This is a genomic window from Pseudoprevotella muciniphila (assembly GCF_003265305.2).
Taxonomy (GTDB): Bacteria; Bacteroidota; Bacteroidia; order Bacteroidales; family Bacteroidaceae; genus Alloprevotella; species Alloprevotella muciniphila.
The window spans coordinates 186,838-204,624 of record NZ_CP033459.1 but is presented as its reverse complement, the minus strand read 5'-3'; the positions used below and the strand labels follow the sequence as shown (position 1 = coordinate 204,624).

Below are 17,787 nucleotides of genomic sequence, written 5' to 3'. Positions count from 1 at the left end.
ATTATCGTGTTCATATAAGCCTTACCACATTGTTTGATGACACTCATGGCTGACTTGTTCTTTCTTCACCACACTCTAACAAAGTGCTAAGTTAATAAACTTTTTTTGACTAAACAATTTTAAGAATATTTTTTTCAAAATATTTCGACAAGTTTACAAAATGTTTACGATGAGTGCAGTATTCAGGACACAATTTCATGAAAAAATCTGCTTAAATGAAGTTTGTTTTTTTCATATTCTGTAATTTTGCATTCGTTATGAAATCAAGACAAAAGAAAAAGAGATATTCGAAATTAATTCTTGGATTTGTTTGTACCATCGTAGCATTACTGGCGATTGTTATAAGCACAATCATATTCGGCAGATTCACATCTAAAGAGCACGCAATGCTCTACATAGACAACGATGACAACATCGACTCCGTCTATACAAAACTGGAAGCGACTGCCGGTCCTTGCAAGATTGGCACTTTCAAGTTTCTGTGCAGTCTGCGAGGCTATTCCAAGAAGATTCTTCCCGGTCGTTATGATGTAGGCGAAGGTAAAGGCACATATACTGTTGTACAAAACTTGCGCCACGGCCTGCAAACTCCACTTAAATTAACCATTCCCCAGACGCACACTGTGGATATGCTGGCAGAAAAGATTGCCAAAAAACTACGTTGCAGCGAGGACGAACTAAAGGCCGCGTTCCACAACAAAGCACTTCAGGAAAAATGCGGTGTCAATGATACCACAATAGCCGCACTGTTCATCCCAGACACATACGAGATATATTGGACGATTACTCCGGAACAGTTTGTTGAGCGTATGAAAAAGGAGTATGACACATTCTGGAATTCAAAACGCTTGTCAAAAGCAAAAGATATCGGACTGACCCCTATTGAAGTAAGCACACTTGCTTCAATCATTGACCGTGAGACAAACGACAAGGAAGACATGCCCATCATTGCAGGTTTATACATGAACAGGCTTAAAAAAGGCATGAAACTGGAGTCGTGTCCAACAGCGATTTTTGCCGTTGGCGACTTTACGATGCGACGCGTCCTAAAACAACACACCATGCATGAGAGTCCCTACAACACATATCTCCACGCGGGTTTGCCTCCAGGTCCGATTTACTTACCCCGCCCCATTTGCATAGATGCTGTCTTGAACTACAACCATAACGACTTCCTGTTTATGTGCGCGCGTGCAGACCGTTCAGGCAAACACCATTTCTCAAAGACATACGAGGAACATGCCAAATATGGCAAGATTTATGCGGAATATCTGAATCAGCGCAACATAAAGAAATGAAGTTCCAATAGAAATCATTTCGTAAGAAGTAAAAACTCCGCCTTATTATAGTTTTTTATAGTTTCAAATATTTTTCGTCTTAATGATTGATCGCAGTACCATCGACAGGATTCTTTCTACTGCAGACATTGTAGATGTGATTCGTGAATTCGTCCCCTTAAAGCGTTCCGGTACGAACTACAAAGGCTTGTGTCCTTTTCACGACGACACGACTCCAAGTTTCATGGTTTCGCCCGCCAAGCAGATTTGCAAATGCTTCAGTTGCGGCACAGGCGGCGATGTGATAGGATTTCTGCGCAAGCATGAACAGATGTCATACGTTGAAGCGATTAAATGGTTAGGTCGAAAATATGGTATTGAAGTCAAGGAACGTGAGGAGACTGATGAAGAAAAGCAACGCAATTCCACACGTGAGAGTTTATTCATCGTTAACGAAAAAGCACGCGACTACTTTGTAAACACGCTTCATAACAACGTCGATGGCGTTGCCATAGGCATGGCATATTTCAGAAGCCGTGGTTTTCGTGATGACATCATAAGGAAGTTTCAGTTGGGTTATTGTCTCGAAGAACGCGACACCATGTCGAAAGCCGCAATAGCCAAGGGTTATAAAAAAGAATATCTCATAGAGACGGGTATAAGTATTGAGACTGAAGATCATCGCCTGTTCGACCGTTATCGTGGGCGCGTAATATTTCCTGTTCACACTGTGAGTGGCCGTGTTGTTGCGTTTGGCGGACGCATTTTGGGTAGTAAGCGAAAGGATGTGGGAAAATACATTAATTCCCCAGAATCATCCATTTACCACAAGAGCAATGAACTCTACGGACTTTATTTTGCGAAGCAGGCGATAGTTAAACAGAAGTGCTGTTTCCTTGTAGAAGGATATACCGATGTGATTCAGATGCATCAGAGCGGCATTGAAAACGTGGTTTCTTCTTCCGGCACATCCCTTACTGAAGGACAAATCCGTCTGCTGCGAAGATTTACAAATAACATCACCATCCTCTATGATGGTGACAGTGCAGGCATCAAGGCATCTCTTCGCGGCATTGACATGCTGCTTAAAGCCGGATTGAACATCAAGGTACTTCTTCTGCCTGAAGGCGAAGATCCTGACAGTTTCGCAAAAGCTCATACTGCAACTGAGTTCCAGGCATTCATAGACGAGCACCAGGAAGATTTCATTACCTTTAAGTCGCGGTTACTTCTTGAGAGTGTGAAGCACGACCCTATTAAACGTGCAGAAGTGGTAAAAGATATCATACACAGCATTTCAGTCATTCCCGACGGTCTGATTCGCCAGTCGTATGCCCATGAATGTTCGTCGCTGCTGCAAGTGCAGGAAGACATTATCATCAAGGAAATTTCTTCCATGCGCAGGAAAGACTTCAAGATGAACAACAACGCCTCACAGCGCGACAACAAAGATTCAGACGACAGCATTAAAGAAAAAGTTGAAGCAAACGCGTCTCAAACCATCAAGGCGCCTACATCAAAACGTTCTAAGCAGGAGAAGCAACTTGCCATATTGCTCATTCGCTACGGCAACGAACTATTCACTGAAGACCCTCCTCTAAAATTGGCACCATATATCAAACAGGACTTTTCTGCTGACGGCATTACATTCCAGACAGACATATACAACCAGATACTTGCCGAGGCAGTGGAACTCAGCGAACAAGACAGCGATACGCTTAAACACTTCCTTCATCATCCAAATGAGCAGATCAACACTTTAGCAGCATCAATAGTATCCGTTAGTTTAGAACAATCAGAATCCATCTGGAGCACATACGTTCCTGAAGAAAAGCGTCTGCAGTCATTGGTTTCGCAGCAATTAAACAGCCTGAAATACTACATCCTACGCGACAAGGTGAAAGAGTTGCAAAATCTCCTGAAACAGCCTGAAGTGATGAACGACATGACGCGTATGATGGAAATAATGAAACAAATAAAGGACATCAAGGAGATTATCGATCAATTTGCTAAAGCACTCGATCTTGTCGTAACGACCTGACAAATTATAGACTTCAATACAAAAAAACAATCCATACAATTTAAGTAAAATTTATGAAGAAACTGTTATTACTTACTCTCGTTGCAGGTATATGCATGAGCATGCACGCAGAGTACAATTCAGATGAAATCACAGATGCTGCCACACCTATAGACTCTGCATCGATTGCTGTGGAAAGCGTTGAACCGGAAAAATCAGAGAAACCCAAAGGTTTTTTCAACCAAGTGCAGAAAGTTCTCGACGACACGCAGTCTGATATTAAGTTCGGCGGTTACATTATTGGCAAGTACAGCATCAACGACCGCAAACACCAAAGCAGCAACAGCACCTTTGATTTGCGCCTGGTGCGTCTTTACGTTGACGGTCATGCATTCAAAGATTTCTATTACAAGTTGCAACTGCAAATGAATGGCGCTCCCGGCGAAGACAAAGGTCCACGCATTGTTGACGCTTTCGTTGAATGGCAGAAGTTCAAGGAATTCCGTGTAAAAATTGGACAGTTTAAGCGCAGTTTCGGCTACGAAAACCCTATGAACCCACTGAATGTAGGTTTTGGTGCATATTCACAAGCAACCACTAAATTGATTGGCTTCAGCGACCGTGTAGGCGAACATGCCTGCAACGGCAGGGACCAGGGTGTACAGGTGCAGGGCGACTTCTTCCCTGCGGCAGACGGGCATCGGTGGTTGCACTATCAGGTAGGTCTTTTCAACGGTCAGGGTGTGAACCATTCTGACAAAGACAACCACAAGGACCTGATTGGTGGCATCTGGGTATCGCCTGTCAAGGGCATGCGTGTAGGCGGTTTCGGCTGGAACGGCAAATACGTGAACGAAGGCTACAAAGCAAGCGGTCTTGGTTCAGACTACGACTCACAACTGAAGTCCGTCAAGCGTCAGCGCTGGGCCGTCAGTGCAGAATATGAAGGCGACTGGATGGTTCGTGGTGAATATGTCTGGTCAAAAGGCAAGAAGATTGGCCGTGTGAAAAATGGTGTGGATGCAGAAGGGGTGCAATTATATAAAGACTCTCCCAACTATTCAGATGCCTGGTATATTCAAGCCGGTGCACCAAAATTTTACGGTTTCAAACTTATGGGAAGATGGGACTGCTACCGCGACAATAAGGAATGGAATTCGCTGAAACAGATATACGAAATTTCGCTGACGTACTATTTCAACAAGAACCTCTTCATTCAGGCAGAATACGACATCACCCACGACAAGACACTTGCAGAAGACCGTACATACAACACCTTTGGTGTTCAGGTTTATTGCAGGTTCTAATCTGATGATGTCTGATTACTTTGAAATCCCCTTGCTTTGGCTTGGGGATTTTTCTATTGTTAAATTTGAGTTTTTTCTTTTATCCTTTTCATTTTTTTGATTATTTTTGCCGTGTAGCAGGGAGAAAACTGCGACCAAGGAAGCGTTTTTGATTTATCCTAAAACCTGAAATCGCCAATTTCAAAGTATAGAAGGATTAAAACAATTGACGCTCAACTGTGGTATATATCTTTAGTGTGCTAACGCGCTCTGAAGTTCTATATACTTCACAGCGTGAGAGAATTGTTTTCAGTTCATTTCTATACGTGGTGTTTGGCGATACCAAGGTTTTGATGAACAAAGCAAATCTTCACGCTTTTCTTGTACCCAAACCAACAATTCACGACTTTGATAGTAATGCAGAATCAAACAATTAAACAAAAAGATACTCTTGTTGAGTTAAACAAAAATCTTCAAAATAGCAAGCCAAATTCTGTAAAACACTATACAGGTTTAAGTTGTCTTGAAAAAATGTTATCGAATAAAGAGTGTATTCAACAAAAGTGTCTTGACTTTCATCTTTATTCTTTAGATGAGACAAATGATCAAGAAGAGTTTTTAATGATAAAGAAATTGTTTTCAAACAAATCGAATAAATCAAAAGATTTTGAAAAATGCTTCAATAATTACAGAAAGCTGAACGGAAATCCTGTTTTTACATCCTTTACTCGCTCAAGAAAAATAGAAATAAATGAAGTTGGAATGTGGAATACATATAATGATAGAAAAGAAGAGGGTATAGCAATAGTTTTAAATTACTTAGAGCTGAAGAGACTCTGTAAGGAAAACAAATTAGAATTTAAACGATGTAATTACGCATATGTTTCGAAAATTCAAGGAATAGCGGAATCTTTATATAAAAGATGGAGTGAAGGGGAGGAAGAAGAAAACAAAATATTTGAGGAGTTGATAATAGAAACAATATGTTCAAAAAGAATGAATTGGCTTATAGAAGATGAATACAGAATATTTGGCTTTATTACAGAAAAAAACACAAAAAAAGACAAAAGAGCATATTATCAACTTAAAATACCAATTGATTTAATAAACAAGATTATTATCAGTCCATACGCAGATGAACACAAAATCACAGAAAGAATAAAAGGATTATTTGAAGAGAAAAATATAAAGAGTCCGGACATAAAGACTTCCAAATTGAACATAAAAAAACATAAAAACTAATAACAAAATTTAATGATTATGAAACCTAAATTATTATTGATGATACTAATGGCAGTATCAACATTCACTTTTACCAGTTGTGGTGAAGATTACGATGAAATAGTAAATGGTGGGACTGAAGCAAACAACGGAAATGGCAGTCAAAATGATAACACCGCTTCAGCCCAATGGCCCAAAGTAAAATTTGACACTTATCACGTTGCTCAAGGTGGGACCTTACCCTACTTAATTGGTGAAGACAGAAAATCTCTGATAACACATCTCAAGGTTACTGGTTTCGTTAACTCCGATGACTTGAATTTTATCCGTATGATGACTGGTTTGTCTTTCAAAAGCGGCACTTTACAATATCTTGACTTATCAGAAGCAAGAATTGTTGCAGGTGGAGTTGGATATTCAGTTGGATATGGTAATATTGAAGTTGAAACGGATAAAATCACAGAATGTTTATTTGCGAATTGTCCTAAACTGGAAGGTATTAGATTGCCAAATACATTAAAGGGTATTGGTGAAGGTGCCTTTTATAACTGCCAACGACTAAAAATTGTAGAAATACCAAATTCTGTAAAATATATAGGAATAGATCCAGATGATCCAGGTGCTTATTTTTATGATGGTCAATTTTATAATTCTTATAATTATGGAGCTTTTGAAGAATGTAAGAATTTGGTTTCTATAAATATCTCGAACAATGTTTCAATAATTCCAGGCAGAACTTTTAAGAATTGTTCTAGCCTAAGTTCAATAACAATCCCAAAATCGGTTACTTACATTGGATTAACAAATCGTTATGATGGTGGTGGTTCAGGAAAAGAAAGTATTAATTATAATGATGCTTTCTATGGCTGTGAAAGTTTGTCTGCCATAAATGTGGAAGAAGGCAATACAACATACGATAGCAGAAACAATTGTAACGCCATTATAGAGAAAAAAAGCAACAAATTGATGAAAGGTTGTATAAATACAACAATTCCTAATTCTGTAACTGCTATAGGTCGATGTGCTTTCGATGGTTGCTCGAAATTGAAATCAATAACCATCCCAAACTCCGTCACGAGCATAGAAAAAGATGCTTTCGAAGGTTGCACTGGTCTGACATCTGTAAATATCACAGATCTTGTATCATGGTGTAAAATAGATTTCGATTGTTATAGTTATTTGATTGATGCGTTTCATAGCTCTTACCACTACGGCAGCAATCCGTTAACTCTTGCGCACCATTTGTATTTGAATGGTAAAGAAATAAAAGAATTACAAATTCCCAACACGATTACCGAAATTAAGGAAGATGCATTTAATGGTTGCACAGGCCTGATATCTATAACCATTCCTAACTCCGTTACAACTATCGGATATCGTGCTTTCAATGGTTGCAACAGTATATCAAATGTAACAATAAACTCTAATTCTATTCTTAGCGAGACATCATACTCAAGACGCGTTTCTGGTATTTTTGGTAGTCAAGTGAAAAGCTATACAATAGGTGATGATGTTAAATCTATAGGAAGTTATGCTTTCTATGACTGCTCTAGTATGACTTCTGTAAGCATCCCCAACTCCGTTACGAGCATAGGAAGTTCTGCTTTCAGAGGATGCTCTGGGCTAACATCTTTAACCATACCAAACTATCTCACTGAAATTAAGGATTATGCATTCTATAGTTGCTCAGGACTGACATCAATTACTATTCCTGCTTCTGTTACTTTAATTAGTTATGACGCTTTTAATGGCTGTAGAAATATCAAAGAAATACACATGAAACCTATTACACCTCCTAGCGTTTATAATTATGAGGCTTTGGGAAATTACAATGCTACTGTATATATTCCCAAAGGTTCAAAAGAAAGTTACAACAAATATCCTTGGACAGACTTCAAAGCGATAATAGAAGAGTAAACTGAAGTTTATTAAACAAAGTTATTATAGCGTGCTAAAAAACACCAAACGTTTTTTGCACGCTATAATTGATTTTTTGTGTTGATTTTTGAAAAATGGGAAACATTTAGATGGATATAGATATAACTATTCCAGCAAATCCGGGCGCAATCGTTTTGTTCTTTCGAGTGACTGTGCGAGTTCCCATTCTTTGATCTTCTGCTCGTGTCCAGAAAGTAGAATTTCAGGGACTTTCCACCCTTTGTAGTCAGCGGGACGTGTATATACGGGTGCTGCGAGGAGGTTGTCTTGGAATGAGTCGCTCAGGGCGGACTGCTCGTCGGATAGTACGCCAGGTATGAGGCGCACTATGGCATCAGACATTGCGGCTGCTGCTATTTCACCTCCGGTAAGGACATAATCGCCGATGGAGATCTCCTTTGTTATAAGGTGCTCACGTATGCGATAGTCAACGCCCTTGTAATGACCGCATAGGATAATGATATTCTTCTTTAGTGAGAGTTCGTTTGCCATGGGTTGGTCGAACTGCTCGCCATCGGGCGTTGTAAAGATAATTTCATCGTAGTTTCGCTCTTTCTGAAGCGCAGCAATGCAATCATCTATCGGTTGGCATTGGATCACCATTCCGGCAAAACCGCCGTAGGGATAGTCATCGACACGGCGATGTTTGTCTGTGGTATAATCACGGAGATTGTGGAGATAAATTTCCACAAGTCCTTTCTTTTGCGCACGCGCCAGAATGGAAGTGTTTACGAAACCTTCGAGCATTTCCGGCAATACGGATATGATATCTATCCTCACGGTTGTATTATTTTTATTTTGCGCAAAATTAGTTGATTTTGAAAAAATAATTGATATGAGCAATTTGAAATGATAAAAAAAACATAAAATCGCAGTTAAATTTCAGTGCTTTAAGTTTTAGTATTATCTTTGCAGTTTGAAAAAAGTGCATGGCAAGATTGTGCCTGCCTCTCAAGACAGATACATGAAGTTTCGTAAATATATATTACCGTTGCTCGCCATTGTTGTCATGACATCGTGCAACAGTTATACAAAGGTGCTTAAGAGCGCCAGTTATGACCAGAAATACGAGATGGCAAAGCAGTATTATTCCCGCGGCCAGTTCAATCGTGCTTCTATGTTGTTGAACGATGTGATTCAAGTGCTTAAGGGAACAGATCGTGGCGAAGAATCTCTCTACTTGTTAGGCATGAGTAATTTGAATTCGCGCGACTACAATGCTGCAGCACAATTCTTTAATAAATACTACACATCGTACCCCAAAGGCATTTACACAGAAGAAGCGCGTTATTACAGCGGTATGTCGTACTACAAGAGCACTCCCGAGCCTAAATTGGACCAGTCGCAGACACTCGTTGCTATCCGAGAATTTCAGGAGTTTATCGACCAGTACCCTAACAGCCGCTTCCGTCAGGATGCCCAGCAAAAGATATTCGAACTTCAAGACAAACTGGTGGAGAAGGAATACCTTAATGCCAAACTGTACTATGACTTAGGTACGTATTTCATGAACTGCTACACGGGCAATAATTTTCAAGCATGTATTGTTACGTCTGAAAATGCCATACGTGAATACCCATACACCCCACGCCGTGAAGACTTTTCGTACCTAATTCTGAAATCTAAGTTTGAGTTGGCTCAGCAGAGTGTGGAATCGAAGAAAAAGGAGCGTTACCTCAATGCCGTTGACGAATACTATAACTTCAAGACAGAGTTTCCGGAATCGAAACGCCTGAAGGAGGCACAAAGTCTGTACAACAAGGCGGTCAAGTTAGGTTACGTGAAATCAAGCGATGAGGAGAATCAAGAATAGAAATATAAACAGGAACAAAAAACATTCAATATAATTATGGATTTTAAGAAAACGAAAGCCCCTACCGACACCACAACTTTCAATGTAATGGACTTTTGCAAGGAGACAGGCAACATTTATGAAAGTGTAGTTATCATGTCTAAACGTGCCAATCAGATTGGCGCCGAGATGAAGGATGAACTTATTCAGAAACTTCGCGAATTTGCAACATCCAACGAGACACTCGAAGAGACATTCGAAAACCACGAACAGATAGAAATAAGCCGTCGTTACGAACGCCTTCCCAAGCCCACTCTGATAGCCACAAAAGAGTTTCAGGACGGCAACATCTACTTCCGCAACCCCGAGAAGGAGAAAAACCGCCTTGATGACTAACAAATAAGCCAAAGAAATCACTGACCTCATGCTTCAACGAATTCAGAGCATTTATTTGTTTTTAGCCGCTATTGCATCTGCCTTGACGATTTTTCTTCCGTTAGCACGCTTTTGCGATGGCAGGAAAATAGCAATGCTTTACAGTTATCCCAGCGATATATCTTCGCCGCTAATATACAGTTTGTTGATATTCTCAATCTTTGCTGTGGTGATTGCCTTTATTGCGATATTTGGGTATAAGAACCGTAAGCGACAGATGAAATGGTGCAATTCACTAATCATGGCTAGTGTTTTTTTCTACATTTGCTATGCCTTTATCTGCTATAAAGTAGTCAGTGGCGGCAGTTTCACCTATCGTCCCACGATTTGGGTTGCTCTTCCATTTATCTCAATAATACTTGCTTATCTTGGCAAGCGTGGCATCAAACATGATGAAGAGAAAGTTCGCGCTGCAGACAGAATAAGATAAAAAGAGGCACTATTATACATATATTTTAAGACAAAGACGACATGTCACTAAATCGTGTTATGCTGATAGGCAATGTGGGCAAAGACCCTGAGATACGCTACATTGACAGCGGTGTTCCCACAGCCACTTTCAATCTTGCTACAACCACACGTGCATACAGACTTCAGAATGGCACCGAAGTACCTCAACGTACAGAATGGCACCGCATTTATCTCTGGAGAAAGTTGGCAGAAGTAACAGAAAGGTATGTCCACAAAGGCGACAAGGTATATGTTGAAGGCGAACTGCGCACACGCACATATACAGACCGCAAAGGTGTGACACACACGGTAACCGAAGTTTGGGCTAACATGCTTGAACTCATGTCGCCTCGTAAAGACATGATAACCGAGAGTGAGAAAACGAATGAAACTCCCAATGACAATGTATTTGGGCAAGATGGTGATAAAAATGAACCGTTTCCGTTCTAATTTCGTCTGCATAAGACCAACAAAGTTTTCAAAAGAAGATCTGATAATGACAGTGATGCCAATTATGACATCACTTTTTAATTAAATGTTAGTGAAATAAGGGATGGTATCCATCACATTTTACTTATTTGTTTTAGTAGCATCATACCTTTGTATGGCATTCGTTTCAGCCATGGAGAGAGGATTCATGTTACTTACGCGTGAAGCAATAGAGAAATTGCGCGAGGGTGAAAGAAAGCAAAGATTGCTTCTGCTTAACCTACTGAAACGTCCTCAAGAGTTACGACAAGCCATTATTATCTACCGCATGTTGTTTCTCTGCATTTTTATCTTCGTATTTGTGTGGAAGGTTGTGCCGTATTTCAACCTCGACAAACACTTAGTATGGACTTTAATCGGCGTCGCTTTCGTCATTGCTGCAGCAAACATCCTTCCACAACGCATGGCAGCCCCTTACGCACTAAAATTCATTTCTAAAATATCGACATTAACCCATATCCTGCTTCGTATTGTTTCCCCATTCATTACTCGCAAAAGTATACGTTCTGACAAAACAGATGAAAACGACACTATAGAAAATATTGAACACGTGATAGAAACTCGTGGGGGCGAGAAAACAAATGTTGAGAAGGATATGCTAAAGAGCATACTCCACTTTGGCACCACTACTGTTGACGAAGTAATGACGCCTCGAGTTGACGTTGTGAGTGTGAGCGTAAATGCCGGATATAAAGATGTGCTTTCCTGCATAGTTTCTGAAAATTTTTCTCGCATTCCGGTATATGAAGACTCTTCGGACCGAATCAAAGGCATCCTTTATGTGAAGGACCTCCTGCCCTATTTGAAAGAAAATGACGACTTCAACTGGAAGCGGCTTATTCGACAACCTTATTTTGTGCCAGAAAGCAAGATGGTTGACGACCTGCTCCGTGAGTTTCAGAAGGAGAAAGTACACATTGCGATTGTTGTGGATGAATATGGCAGCATGTCGGGCATAGTAACAATGGAAGACCTCCTTGAAGAAATTGTTGGCGAAATTAACGATGAATTTGATGAAGAAGAACGCAATATCATAAAGATTAACGATACAGAATTCATTGTTGAGGGCAAGACAGCCTTGGCAGACTTCTATGAGGCATTAGACCTTGATGAGCGCGACTTTGAAACCATTGCCCGCGACTCTGAAACTGTGGCAGGGATGGTTCTGACATTGTTCAACGCATTTCCTAAGCCCCATCAACGCTGTGAATATGGCGGTCTTTCGTTTGAAGTTTTTGCTGTAGATTCTCACCGCATCAGCAAGATTCAAGTCAGAAAACTTACTATCGAAGATTCCGAGTCTCACAAAACATAGAAAGAGTGTTCACCAGGCAAGACAGCATGGCAACTTGCGTTTGTGCGTAACAAAATTCATAAAAAATTTGCCTCAACACGTTTCTGTTCGTAATTTTGCATTGCGTTAGGATGCACCCGATTCTTTCATTTTTGGGAATAGTCCTGACATATTGATTTGTTGAGACTTCTGCATCGACAATTAGTATTTTTTTCGTAATAATCCGGACAAACATTCATAAGATGAAAAATTCCAAGATACAGATGAATACGGCTGCAGACAATATTCGTATCATAGCAGCAGCGATGGTAGAAAAGGCTAAATCAGGTCATCCGGGAGGTGCCATGGGTGGCGCAGATTTTTGCAATGCCCTCTATAGCGAGCATCTCATTTACGACCCGTCAGACCATGAATGGATGTGCCGCGACCGTTTCTTTCTTGATCCGGGGCACATGTCGCCAATGCTCTATTCAGTATTGATGCTCTGCGGTTTCTTTACTATGGACGACCTGAAGAATTTCCGTCAATGGGGTTCCCCGACTCCAGGTCATCCGGAACGCAACATATCTCGCGGTATAGAAAACACTTCCGGTCCCTTGGGGCAGGGACACACATACGCAGTAGGCGCTGCTCTTGCAGCCAAACTGCTTTATGCGCGCACCGGCAATCCGGGTTTTGAACGAGAGAGGATATATTCCTACATATCAGACGGTGGTGTGCAGGAGGAGATCTCTCAAGGTGCCGGACGCATGGCAGGGCACTTGGGTCTGAACAACCTGATTATGTTCTTCGATGCCAATGACATCCAACTATCCACTGCGACAAAAGATGTCATTTCAGAGGACACGGCAGCGAAATACCGTTCCTGGAACTGGAATGTGCTCGAGATTGACGGCAACGATGCAGAACAAATCCGTGAGGCCCTCGAAACAGCAAAGAAAGAGACAGACCGCCCCACTCTCATTATCGGCCATTGCGTCATGGGTAAGGGCGCGATAAAAGCAGACGGCACAAGTTATGAAAATAATTGCGGTACACATGGTGCGCCTTTAGGTCCCGGTGCATACGAAAATACCATTCGCAACCTTGGTGGCGACCCGGACAATCCTTTTGTTGTCAGTGAGGAGACAGCCGCACTCTATGCCAATCGCAAGGCAGAACTGGAGGCTGTCGTGGCAGAATACCGTAAGGAAGAAGCAGCCTGGGCTGCTGCAAATCCGGAGAAAGCCAAACTGCTCGATGATTGGTTCCATAACCGCCTTCCGGAACTGCCTTGGGACAAGATTCAGCAAAAGCCCAACCAACCCACCCGTCAAGGTTCCAAAGTGTGTCTTCAGATGCTTTCGGAATATGTGCCTAATATGATAGTCTCTTCTGCAGACCTCTGTAATTCCGACAAGACAGATGGTTTTCTTGCCCACAGCAGTACGATTACCCGCGACAACTTCGCAGGCGGTTTTCTTCAGGCAGGCGTTTCAGAACTGACCATGGCTTGTGTCTGCATCGGTGCAATGCTCCACGGCGGAATTATTTCAGCCATGGGTACATTTTTCGTTTTCTCGGACTACATGAAGCCAGCAATACGCATGGCTGCACTTATGGAGGTGCCGGTGAAGTTCATCTGGACGCACGATGCCTTCCGCGTAGGCGAAGACGGGCCTACTCACGAGCCTGTTGAGCAAGAGGCTCAGATACGCTTGATGGAAAAACTGAAGAACCATAGCGGTAACGACAGCGTACGCGTTTTCCGTCCTTGCGATGTGCATGCAACTACAAAGGCGTGGGAAATGGCGATGAACAATTTCGACACTCCTACTGCATTGATATTCAGTCGCCAGAATATTGACGACCTTCCTCCCGGCTCAAGTTACGAAGGTTTCTCCAAAGGCGCATACGCCGTCATTGAAGAGGCTAATCCTGACGTTATACTTGTAGGTTCAGGTTCAGAAATCAGCACTCTTGTAGGTGCAGGCGAATTGCTGAAGAAAGACGGCATCAAGTACCGTGTAGTAAGTTGCCCCTCAGAAGGTCTGTTCAGACGTCAAAGCGAAGTCTATCAAAACGAGGTGCTTCCATCAGATGCCAAGATCTTCGGTCTGACATCCGGTCTTCCCGTTACTTTGGCAGGACTTGTAGGTAACAACGGCTACATTCATGGGCTCGACACCTTCGGTTATTCTGCTCCATTCAAAGTGCTGGACGAAAAACTGGGATATACACCGGAAAACATCTATAAGGAAATAAAGGCATATCTTGAACAATAACATTTTGAACAACATAAACGATATGACAAAAGCATTGCCCATAGGTTTGGCAAGCGACCACGCCGGTTTCGCCATGAAACAGTATGTGAAACAATATCTTCAGGGAGCGGGTTTAACTTTTACCGATTACGGCTGTTACAATGAAGAGAGTTGCGATTATCCCGACTTTGCTCATAAATTGGCTGAAGGTATAGAGAATGGTGAATGCAACTGTGGCATAGGCATTTGCGGCTCCGGCGAGGGTATCTCAATGACGCTGAACAAGCACCAAGGCATTCGCGCCGCATTGGTCTGGCAACCAGAGATAGCACACATGGCACGCCTGCACAACGATGCCAATATACTCGTACTGCCCGGCCGATACATGTCTGAAGAAACAGCCAAAGCATGTTTGGATGAGTTTTTCAACACGTCTTTCGAAGGTGGCAGGCATGTTCGCAGGATAGAAAAGATGAGATTGGACAGATAGAAAGGTGACATTTTTCAGATTTTGTCGATAAAAATCACCATAAGATTTTGCCTTTTCATTTGAAAATCATAATTTTGCATCCGTTTTAGAATAACAATTAAAAAAAGAATAGAAAAAATGACTAAATCAGACATTGTTAATGAAATTGCAAGAAAGACGGGCGTTGAAAAGAACGTAGTCATCAGTTGTGTTGAAGCATTCACCAGCACTGTGGCTGAATCTTTAATAAACGGCAATCCCGTTTATCTCCGCGGCTTTGGCAGTTTCATCCTGAAAACACGTGCAAGAAAGATAGGTCGCAACATATCAAAGAATGTAGCAATAGACATTCCCGAGCACAAGATTGCAGCCTTCAAACCCTCTCAGGTGCTTGCAGAGAAAGTGAAATAAACCATTCAGAGCATTTAATATATTTTAATCATAAAACCATTTACCTATGCCAAGCGGAAAGAAGAAAAAAAGACACAAGATGTCGACGCACAAGCGCAAAAAAAGACTGCGCAAGAACAGACATAAGAACAAGTAATAAAATTCTTGTGCCTACATGATGTGCCAATAATGCCTTCGGGGTTATTGGCACTTTAAGAATAACTAATCAGGTGTCTTAGCGTACGAGAGACTGCTTATATCCCATCTCTGCTGTTCTGCGTAAGCACCACGTTTAACCATCACAAATGACAAGCGAAGTAATAGTAGATGTACAGCCTCGGGACATCTCGATAGCCCTTTTGGAAGACAAGCGTTTGGTTGAATTCCAGAAAGAGGGACGTTCTGAGCATTTCTCTGTAGGCAACATCTATTTGGCAAAAGTCAAGAAAATCATGCCGGGCTTGAACGCTTGTTTCGTGAATGTCGGTTACGAACGGGATGCATTCCTTCATTTTCAGGATCTTGGAGTGCATTTCCATGCCTACGAAAAATACCTGAAACTACTCGACAAGGGCAAGAACTTACCATTGTCTAAAGTCGGCAAAGAGCCGGACCTGGAGAAAGAAGGCAGCATTCAGACAACACTTCGAACTGGTCAGGAATTACTGGTTCAGATTGTGAAAGAGCCTATCTCGACTAAAGGTCCGCGTCTGACATGCGAATTGTCACTCGCAGGTCGTTATCTGGTTCTCATGCCTTTGAGCAACAAGATTTCGGTATCTACGAAAATCAAGAAAGGTCCGGAGCGCGCCCGACTCAAACAGTTAATCAGTCGCGTGAAGCCCGAACACTTCGGAGTCATTATCCGCACCTCTGCAGAAAACAGAAGTGCAGAAGAACTCGAATCAGAATTCAGCATCCTGCTGAAACGCTGGGAAGAATCCATCAGCAAGGTGGTAGGTTCTGTTGAGCGTCCTCTTCTGATTTATGAAGAAACGCCTCGCCCTGTTGCGTTACTTCGGGATTTGTTCAATCCATCGTTTGAAAACATCTACGTGAACGATGAGAAGATTTTCAACGAAGTAAAGGAATATGTAACGCTTATTGCTCCGGACTGCGCTGAAATTGTCAAATACTACAAGGGCAACGTTCCAATTTTCGACAATTTTTCAGTTACCAAGCAGATAAAGACCTCATTGGGCAGATCTGTTACATACAAACATGGCGCATATTTAATTATTGAGCACACGGAAGCGCTTCACGTAGTTGATGTAAATAGTGGCAAGCGTTCAAAGTCAGAGGATGGCCAAGAAACAAATGCACTTGACGTAAATCTCGGTGCAGCCGACGAACTGGCGCGACAGTTGAGGTTGCGCGACATGGGCGGCATCATAGTGGTCGATTTCATTGACATGAGCGAAGCCGAACACCGCCAGAAACTTTACGAACGCATGTGCGAAAACATGCAGAAGGACCGTGCCAAGCACAACATACTCCCTCTGAGCAAGTTTGGCCTGATGCAGATTACCCGCCAACGCGTTCGTCCTGCAACGGACATCACCGTTGAAGAATCATGCCCTACATGCGGAGGCACAGGGCATATCAAGTCGAGCCTCCTCTTTACAGATGTTTTGGAAGGAAAAATTCGTAGGCTCACCAAACATCTTGGAATCACGAAATTCCGACTTCACGTACATCCGTTTGTGGCTGCTTACATCAATCAAGGCATTATCAGCCTGAAAATTAAGTGGCACGCCCGCTACGGTTTGGGATTTAAGATTATTCCCAATCAGAGCCTGTCCTTTTTAGAATATAAATTTATTGATGAAAACAACGATGAAATATTCATGTTTGAGGACAAAGAGATGCAATAACAAATCATCTACTAAATTAAAAAAGTGTGGCAAAATAAGCATTGCCACACTTTTTTGTTTGCATTAGTCGTAATACACCGACAATGATGAGTTTTATCAATTCTACGGCTTCATTCCAGCTTGGAAGACACAAATAAATCCAAGACTTGGAAAGCCACCTTCAGAGTTTTCAAACGAAAGGCCATAGACTCGTTGGTTTTGACTCGTATTCTTATCAACAATTATGATCAGGATATTATCTTTAAGCTCGACTTTTAGGTCAGGCCTGTCAATATGCTGTTCGTGAGTGTCCATAAAGAAATAAGAGGCTTTTTCTGGAATGTCTGCATCCGAACTAATACCAATTCTGTATTCAAAAGCTGTATCAGGTTCTGTTAAATTAGTAATGAGCGGATATGAATAGTTTACACAATTAAATTGTAATGTATCGGCATCTGCGTCAATAAAGACTTGATGATTATATTTGTCTGCCATCTTGATACTATGTGTGCCAGATGTCCACTTTATAGGGTCAGAAGGAAGTCCGTAATCATCGCTGCACGATGTAAACAATGATATTGCTATAAGAATAATAGATATCGATAATAAATGTACTTTTCTCATAATTGT

The 17,787-nt window shown here is 41.7% G+C and carries 16 protein-coding genes; 14 read left to right on the top strand and 2 right to left on the bottom strand.

The features are described 5' to 3' along the window. The first annotated feature begins 215 nt into the window (after positions 1-215). From mltG to C7Y71_RS00840, 5 genes are all read left to right on the top strand, one after another. The gene (gene mltG, locus C7Y71_RS00860; protein ID WP_111898754.1) at positions 216-1,298 is read left to right on the top strand and encodes an endolytic transglycosylase MltG; all 1,083 of its coding nucleotides are present in this window, start codon (positions 216-218) and stop codon (positions 1,296-1,298) included. Between the two features lie 82 nt (positions 1,299-1,380). After that, positions 1,381-3,318, top strand: coding sequence for a DNA primase (dnaG, locus tag C7Y71_RS00855; RefSeq protein WP_111898753.1), 1,938 nt, complete (start codon positions 1,381-1,383; stop codon positions 3,316-3,318). A gap of 53 nt (positions 3,319-3,371) precedes the next feature. Further along, positions 3,372-4,604, top strand: coding sequence for a porin (locus C7Y71_RS00850; protein WP_226943503.1), 1,233 nt, complete (start codon positions 3,372-3,374; stop codon positions 4,602-4,604). Positions 4,605-5,000: 396 nt separating this feature from the next. Beyond that, complete coding sequence (locus C7Y71_RS00845; protein ID WP_111898751.1) at positions 5,001-5,825, top strand: DUF2971 domain-containing protein; 825 nt, start codon at positions 5,001-5,003, stop codon at positions 5,823-5,825. Between the two features lie 18 nt (positions 5,826-5,843). Next, positions 5,844-7,721 (top strand): leucine-rich repeat domain-containing protein, encoded by a 1,878-nt coding sequence (locus C7Y71_RS00840; protein ID WP_193215932.1) that lies wholly within the window; start codon positions 5,844-5,846, stop codon positions 7,719-7,721. 126 nt (positions 7,722-7,847) lie between these two features. On the opposite strand, the gene trmD is transcribed toward C7Y71_RS00840, so the two are convergent. Next, positions 7,848-8,522 (bottom strand): tRNA (guanosine(37)-N1)-methyltransferase TrmD, encoded by a 675-nt coding sequence (gene trmD / locus C7Y71_RS00835; protein ID WP_111898749.1) that lies wholly within the window; start codon positions 8,520-8,522, stop codon positions 7,848-7,850. Positions 8,523-8,706: 184 nt separating this feature from the next. Between trmD and C7Y71_RS00830 the strand changes: the two genes are divergently transcribed. The 9 genes from C7Y71_RS00830 (at position 8,707) to C7Y71_RS00790 (ending at position 17,178) form a co-directional block, all read left to right on the top strand. Beyond that, positions 8,707-9,555 carry an outer membrane protein assembly factor BamD gene (locus C7Y71_RS00830; protein WP_111898774.1) on the top strand — a complete coding sequence of 283 codons (849 nt, stop codon included), beginning with the start codon at positions 8,707-8,709 and terminating at the stop codon, positions 9,553-9,555. Positions 9,556-9,591: 36 nt separating this feature from the next. Next, entirely contained in the window at positions 9,592-9,930 is a 339-nt protein-coding gene (locus C7Y71_RS00825) for a DNA-directed RNA polymerase subunit omega (protein WP_111898748.1), read from the top strand. Between the two features lie 28 nt (positions 9,931-9,958). Continuing rightward, on the top strand, positions 9,959-10,399 hold the full coding sequence (locus C7Y71_RS00820; RefSeq protein ID WP_111898747.1) for a DUF4293 domain-containing protein: 441 nt from the start codon (positions 9,959-9,961) through the stop codon (positions 10,397-10,399). A 41-nt stretch (positions 10,400-10,440) separates the two neighbouring features. After that, positions 10,441-10,869 (top strand): single-stranded DNA-binding protein, encoded by a 429-nt coding sequence (locus C7Y71_RS00815; protein WP_111898746.1) that lies wholly within the window; start codon positions 10,441-10,443, stop codon positions 10,867-10,869. A 103-nt stretch (positions 10,870-10,972) separates the two neighbouring features. Further along, positions 10,973-12,223 carry a hemolysin family protein gene (locus tag C7Y71_RS00810; protein WP_111898745.1) on the top strand — a complete coding sequence of 417 codons (1,251 nt, stop codon included), beginning with the start codon at positions 10,973-10,975 and terminating at the stop codon, positions 12,221-12,223. A 221-nt stretch (positions 12,224-12,444) separates the two neighbouring features. Beyond that, entirely contained in the window at positions 12,445-14,466 is a 2,022-nt protein-coding gene (locus tag C7Y71_RS00805; protein WP_111898744.1) for a transketolase family protein, read from the top strand. 22 nt (positions 14,467-14,488) lie between these two features. Further along, complete coding sequence (gene rpiB / locus C7Y71_RS00800) at positions 14,489-14,935, top strand: ribose 5-phosphate isomerase B (RefSeq protein WP_111898743.1); 447 nt, start codon at positions 14,489-14,491, stop codon at positions 14,933-14,935. Positions 14,936-15,052: 117 nt separating this feature from the next. Next, the gene (locus tag C7Y71_RS00795; protein ID WP_111898742.1) at positions 15,053-15,325 is read left to right on the top strand and encodes an HU family DNA-binding protein; all 273 of its coding nucleotides are present in this window, start codon (positions 15,053-15,055) and stop codon (positions 15,323-15,325) included. 284 nt (positions 15,326-15,609) lie between these two features. Continuing rightward, a complete protein-coding gene (locus C7Y71_RS00790; protein WP_111898741.1) occupies positions 15,610-17,178 on the top strand; it encodes an Rne/Rng family ribonuclease in 1,569 nt (522 codons plus the stop codon). Positions 17,179-17,280: 102 nt separating this feature from the next. Here C7Y71_RS00790 and C7Y71_RS00785 read toward each other — a convergent pair whose 3' ends face one another. Then, positions 17,281-17,781, bottom strand: coding sequence for a hypothetical protein (locus C7Y71_RS00785; protein WP_111898740.1), 501 nt, complete (start codon positions 17,779-17,781; stop codon positions 17,281-17,283). Positions 17,782-17,787: the final 6 nt, after the last annotated feature.

Excerpts from the sequence above, each read along its gene's own strand:
- mltG (WP_111898754.1), top strand. The coding sequence starts at position 216 with ATGAAGTTTGTTTTTTTCATATTCTGTAATTTTGCATTCGTTATGAAA.
- dnaG (WP_111898753.1), top strand. The coding sequence starts at position 1,381 with ATGATTGATCGCAGTACCATCGACAGGATTCTTTCTACTGCAGACATT.
- C7Y71_RS00850 (WP_226943503.1), top strand. The coding sequence starts at position 3,372 with ATGAAGAAACTGTTATTACTTACTCTCGTTGCAGGTATATGCATGAGC.
- C7Y71_RS00845 (WP_111898751.1), top strand. The coding sequence starts at position 5,001 with ATGCAGAATCAAACAATTAAACAAAAAGATACTCTTGTTGAGTTAAAC.
- C7Y71_RS00840 (WP_193215932.1), top strand. The coding sequence starts at position 5,844 with ATGAAACCTAAATTATTATTGATGATACTAATGGCAGTATCAACATTC.
- C7Y71_RS00830 (WP_111898774.1), top strand. The coding sequence starts at position 8,707 with ATGAAGTTTCGTAAATATATATTACCGTTGCTCGCCATTGTTGTCATG.
- C7Y71_RS00825 (WP_111898748.1), top strand. The coding sequence starts at position 9,592 with ATGGATTTTAAGAAAACGAAAGCCCCTACCGACACCACAACTTTCAAT.
- C7Y71_RS00820 (WP_111898747.1), top strand. The coding sequence starts at position 9,959 with ATGCTTCAACGAATTCAGAGCATTTATTTGTTTTTAGCCGCTATTGCA.
- C7Y71_RS00815 (WP_111898746.1), top strand. The coding sequence starts at position 10,441 with ATGTCACTAAATCGTGTTATGCTGATAGGCAATGTGGGCAAAGACCCT.
- C7Y71_RS00810 (WP_111898745.1), top strand. The coding sequence starts at position 10,973 with ATGGTATCCATCACATTTTACTTATTTGTTTTAGTAGCATCATACCTT.
- C7Y71_RS00805 (WP_111898744.1), top strand. The coding sequence starts at position 12,445 with ATGAAAAATTCCAAGATACAGATGAATACGGCTGCAGACAATATTCGT.
- rpiB (WP_111898743.1), top strand. The coding sequence starts at position 14,489 with ATGACAAAAGCATTGCCCATAGGTTTGGCAAGCGACCACGCCGGTTTC.
- C7Y71_RS00795 (WP_111898742.1), top strand. The coding sequence starts at position 15,053 with ATGACTAAATCAGACATTGTTAATGAAATTGCAAGAAAGACGGGCGTT.
- C7Y71_RS00790 (WP_111898741.1), top strand. The coding sequence starts at position 15,610 with ATGACAAGCGAAGTAATAGTAGATGTACAGCCTCGGGACATCTCGATA.
- C7Y71_RS00785 (WP_111898740.1), bottom strand. The coding sequence starts at position 17,781 with ATGAGAAAAGTACATTTATTATCGATATCTATTATTCTTATAGCAATA.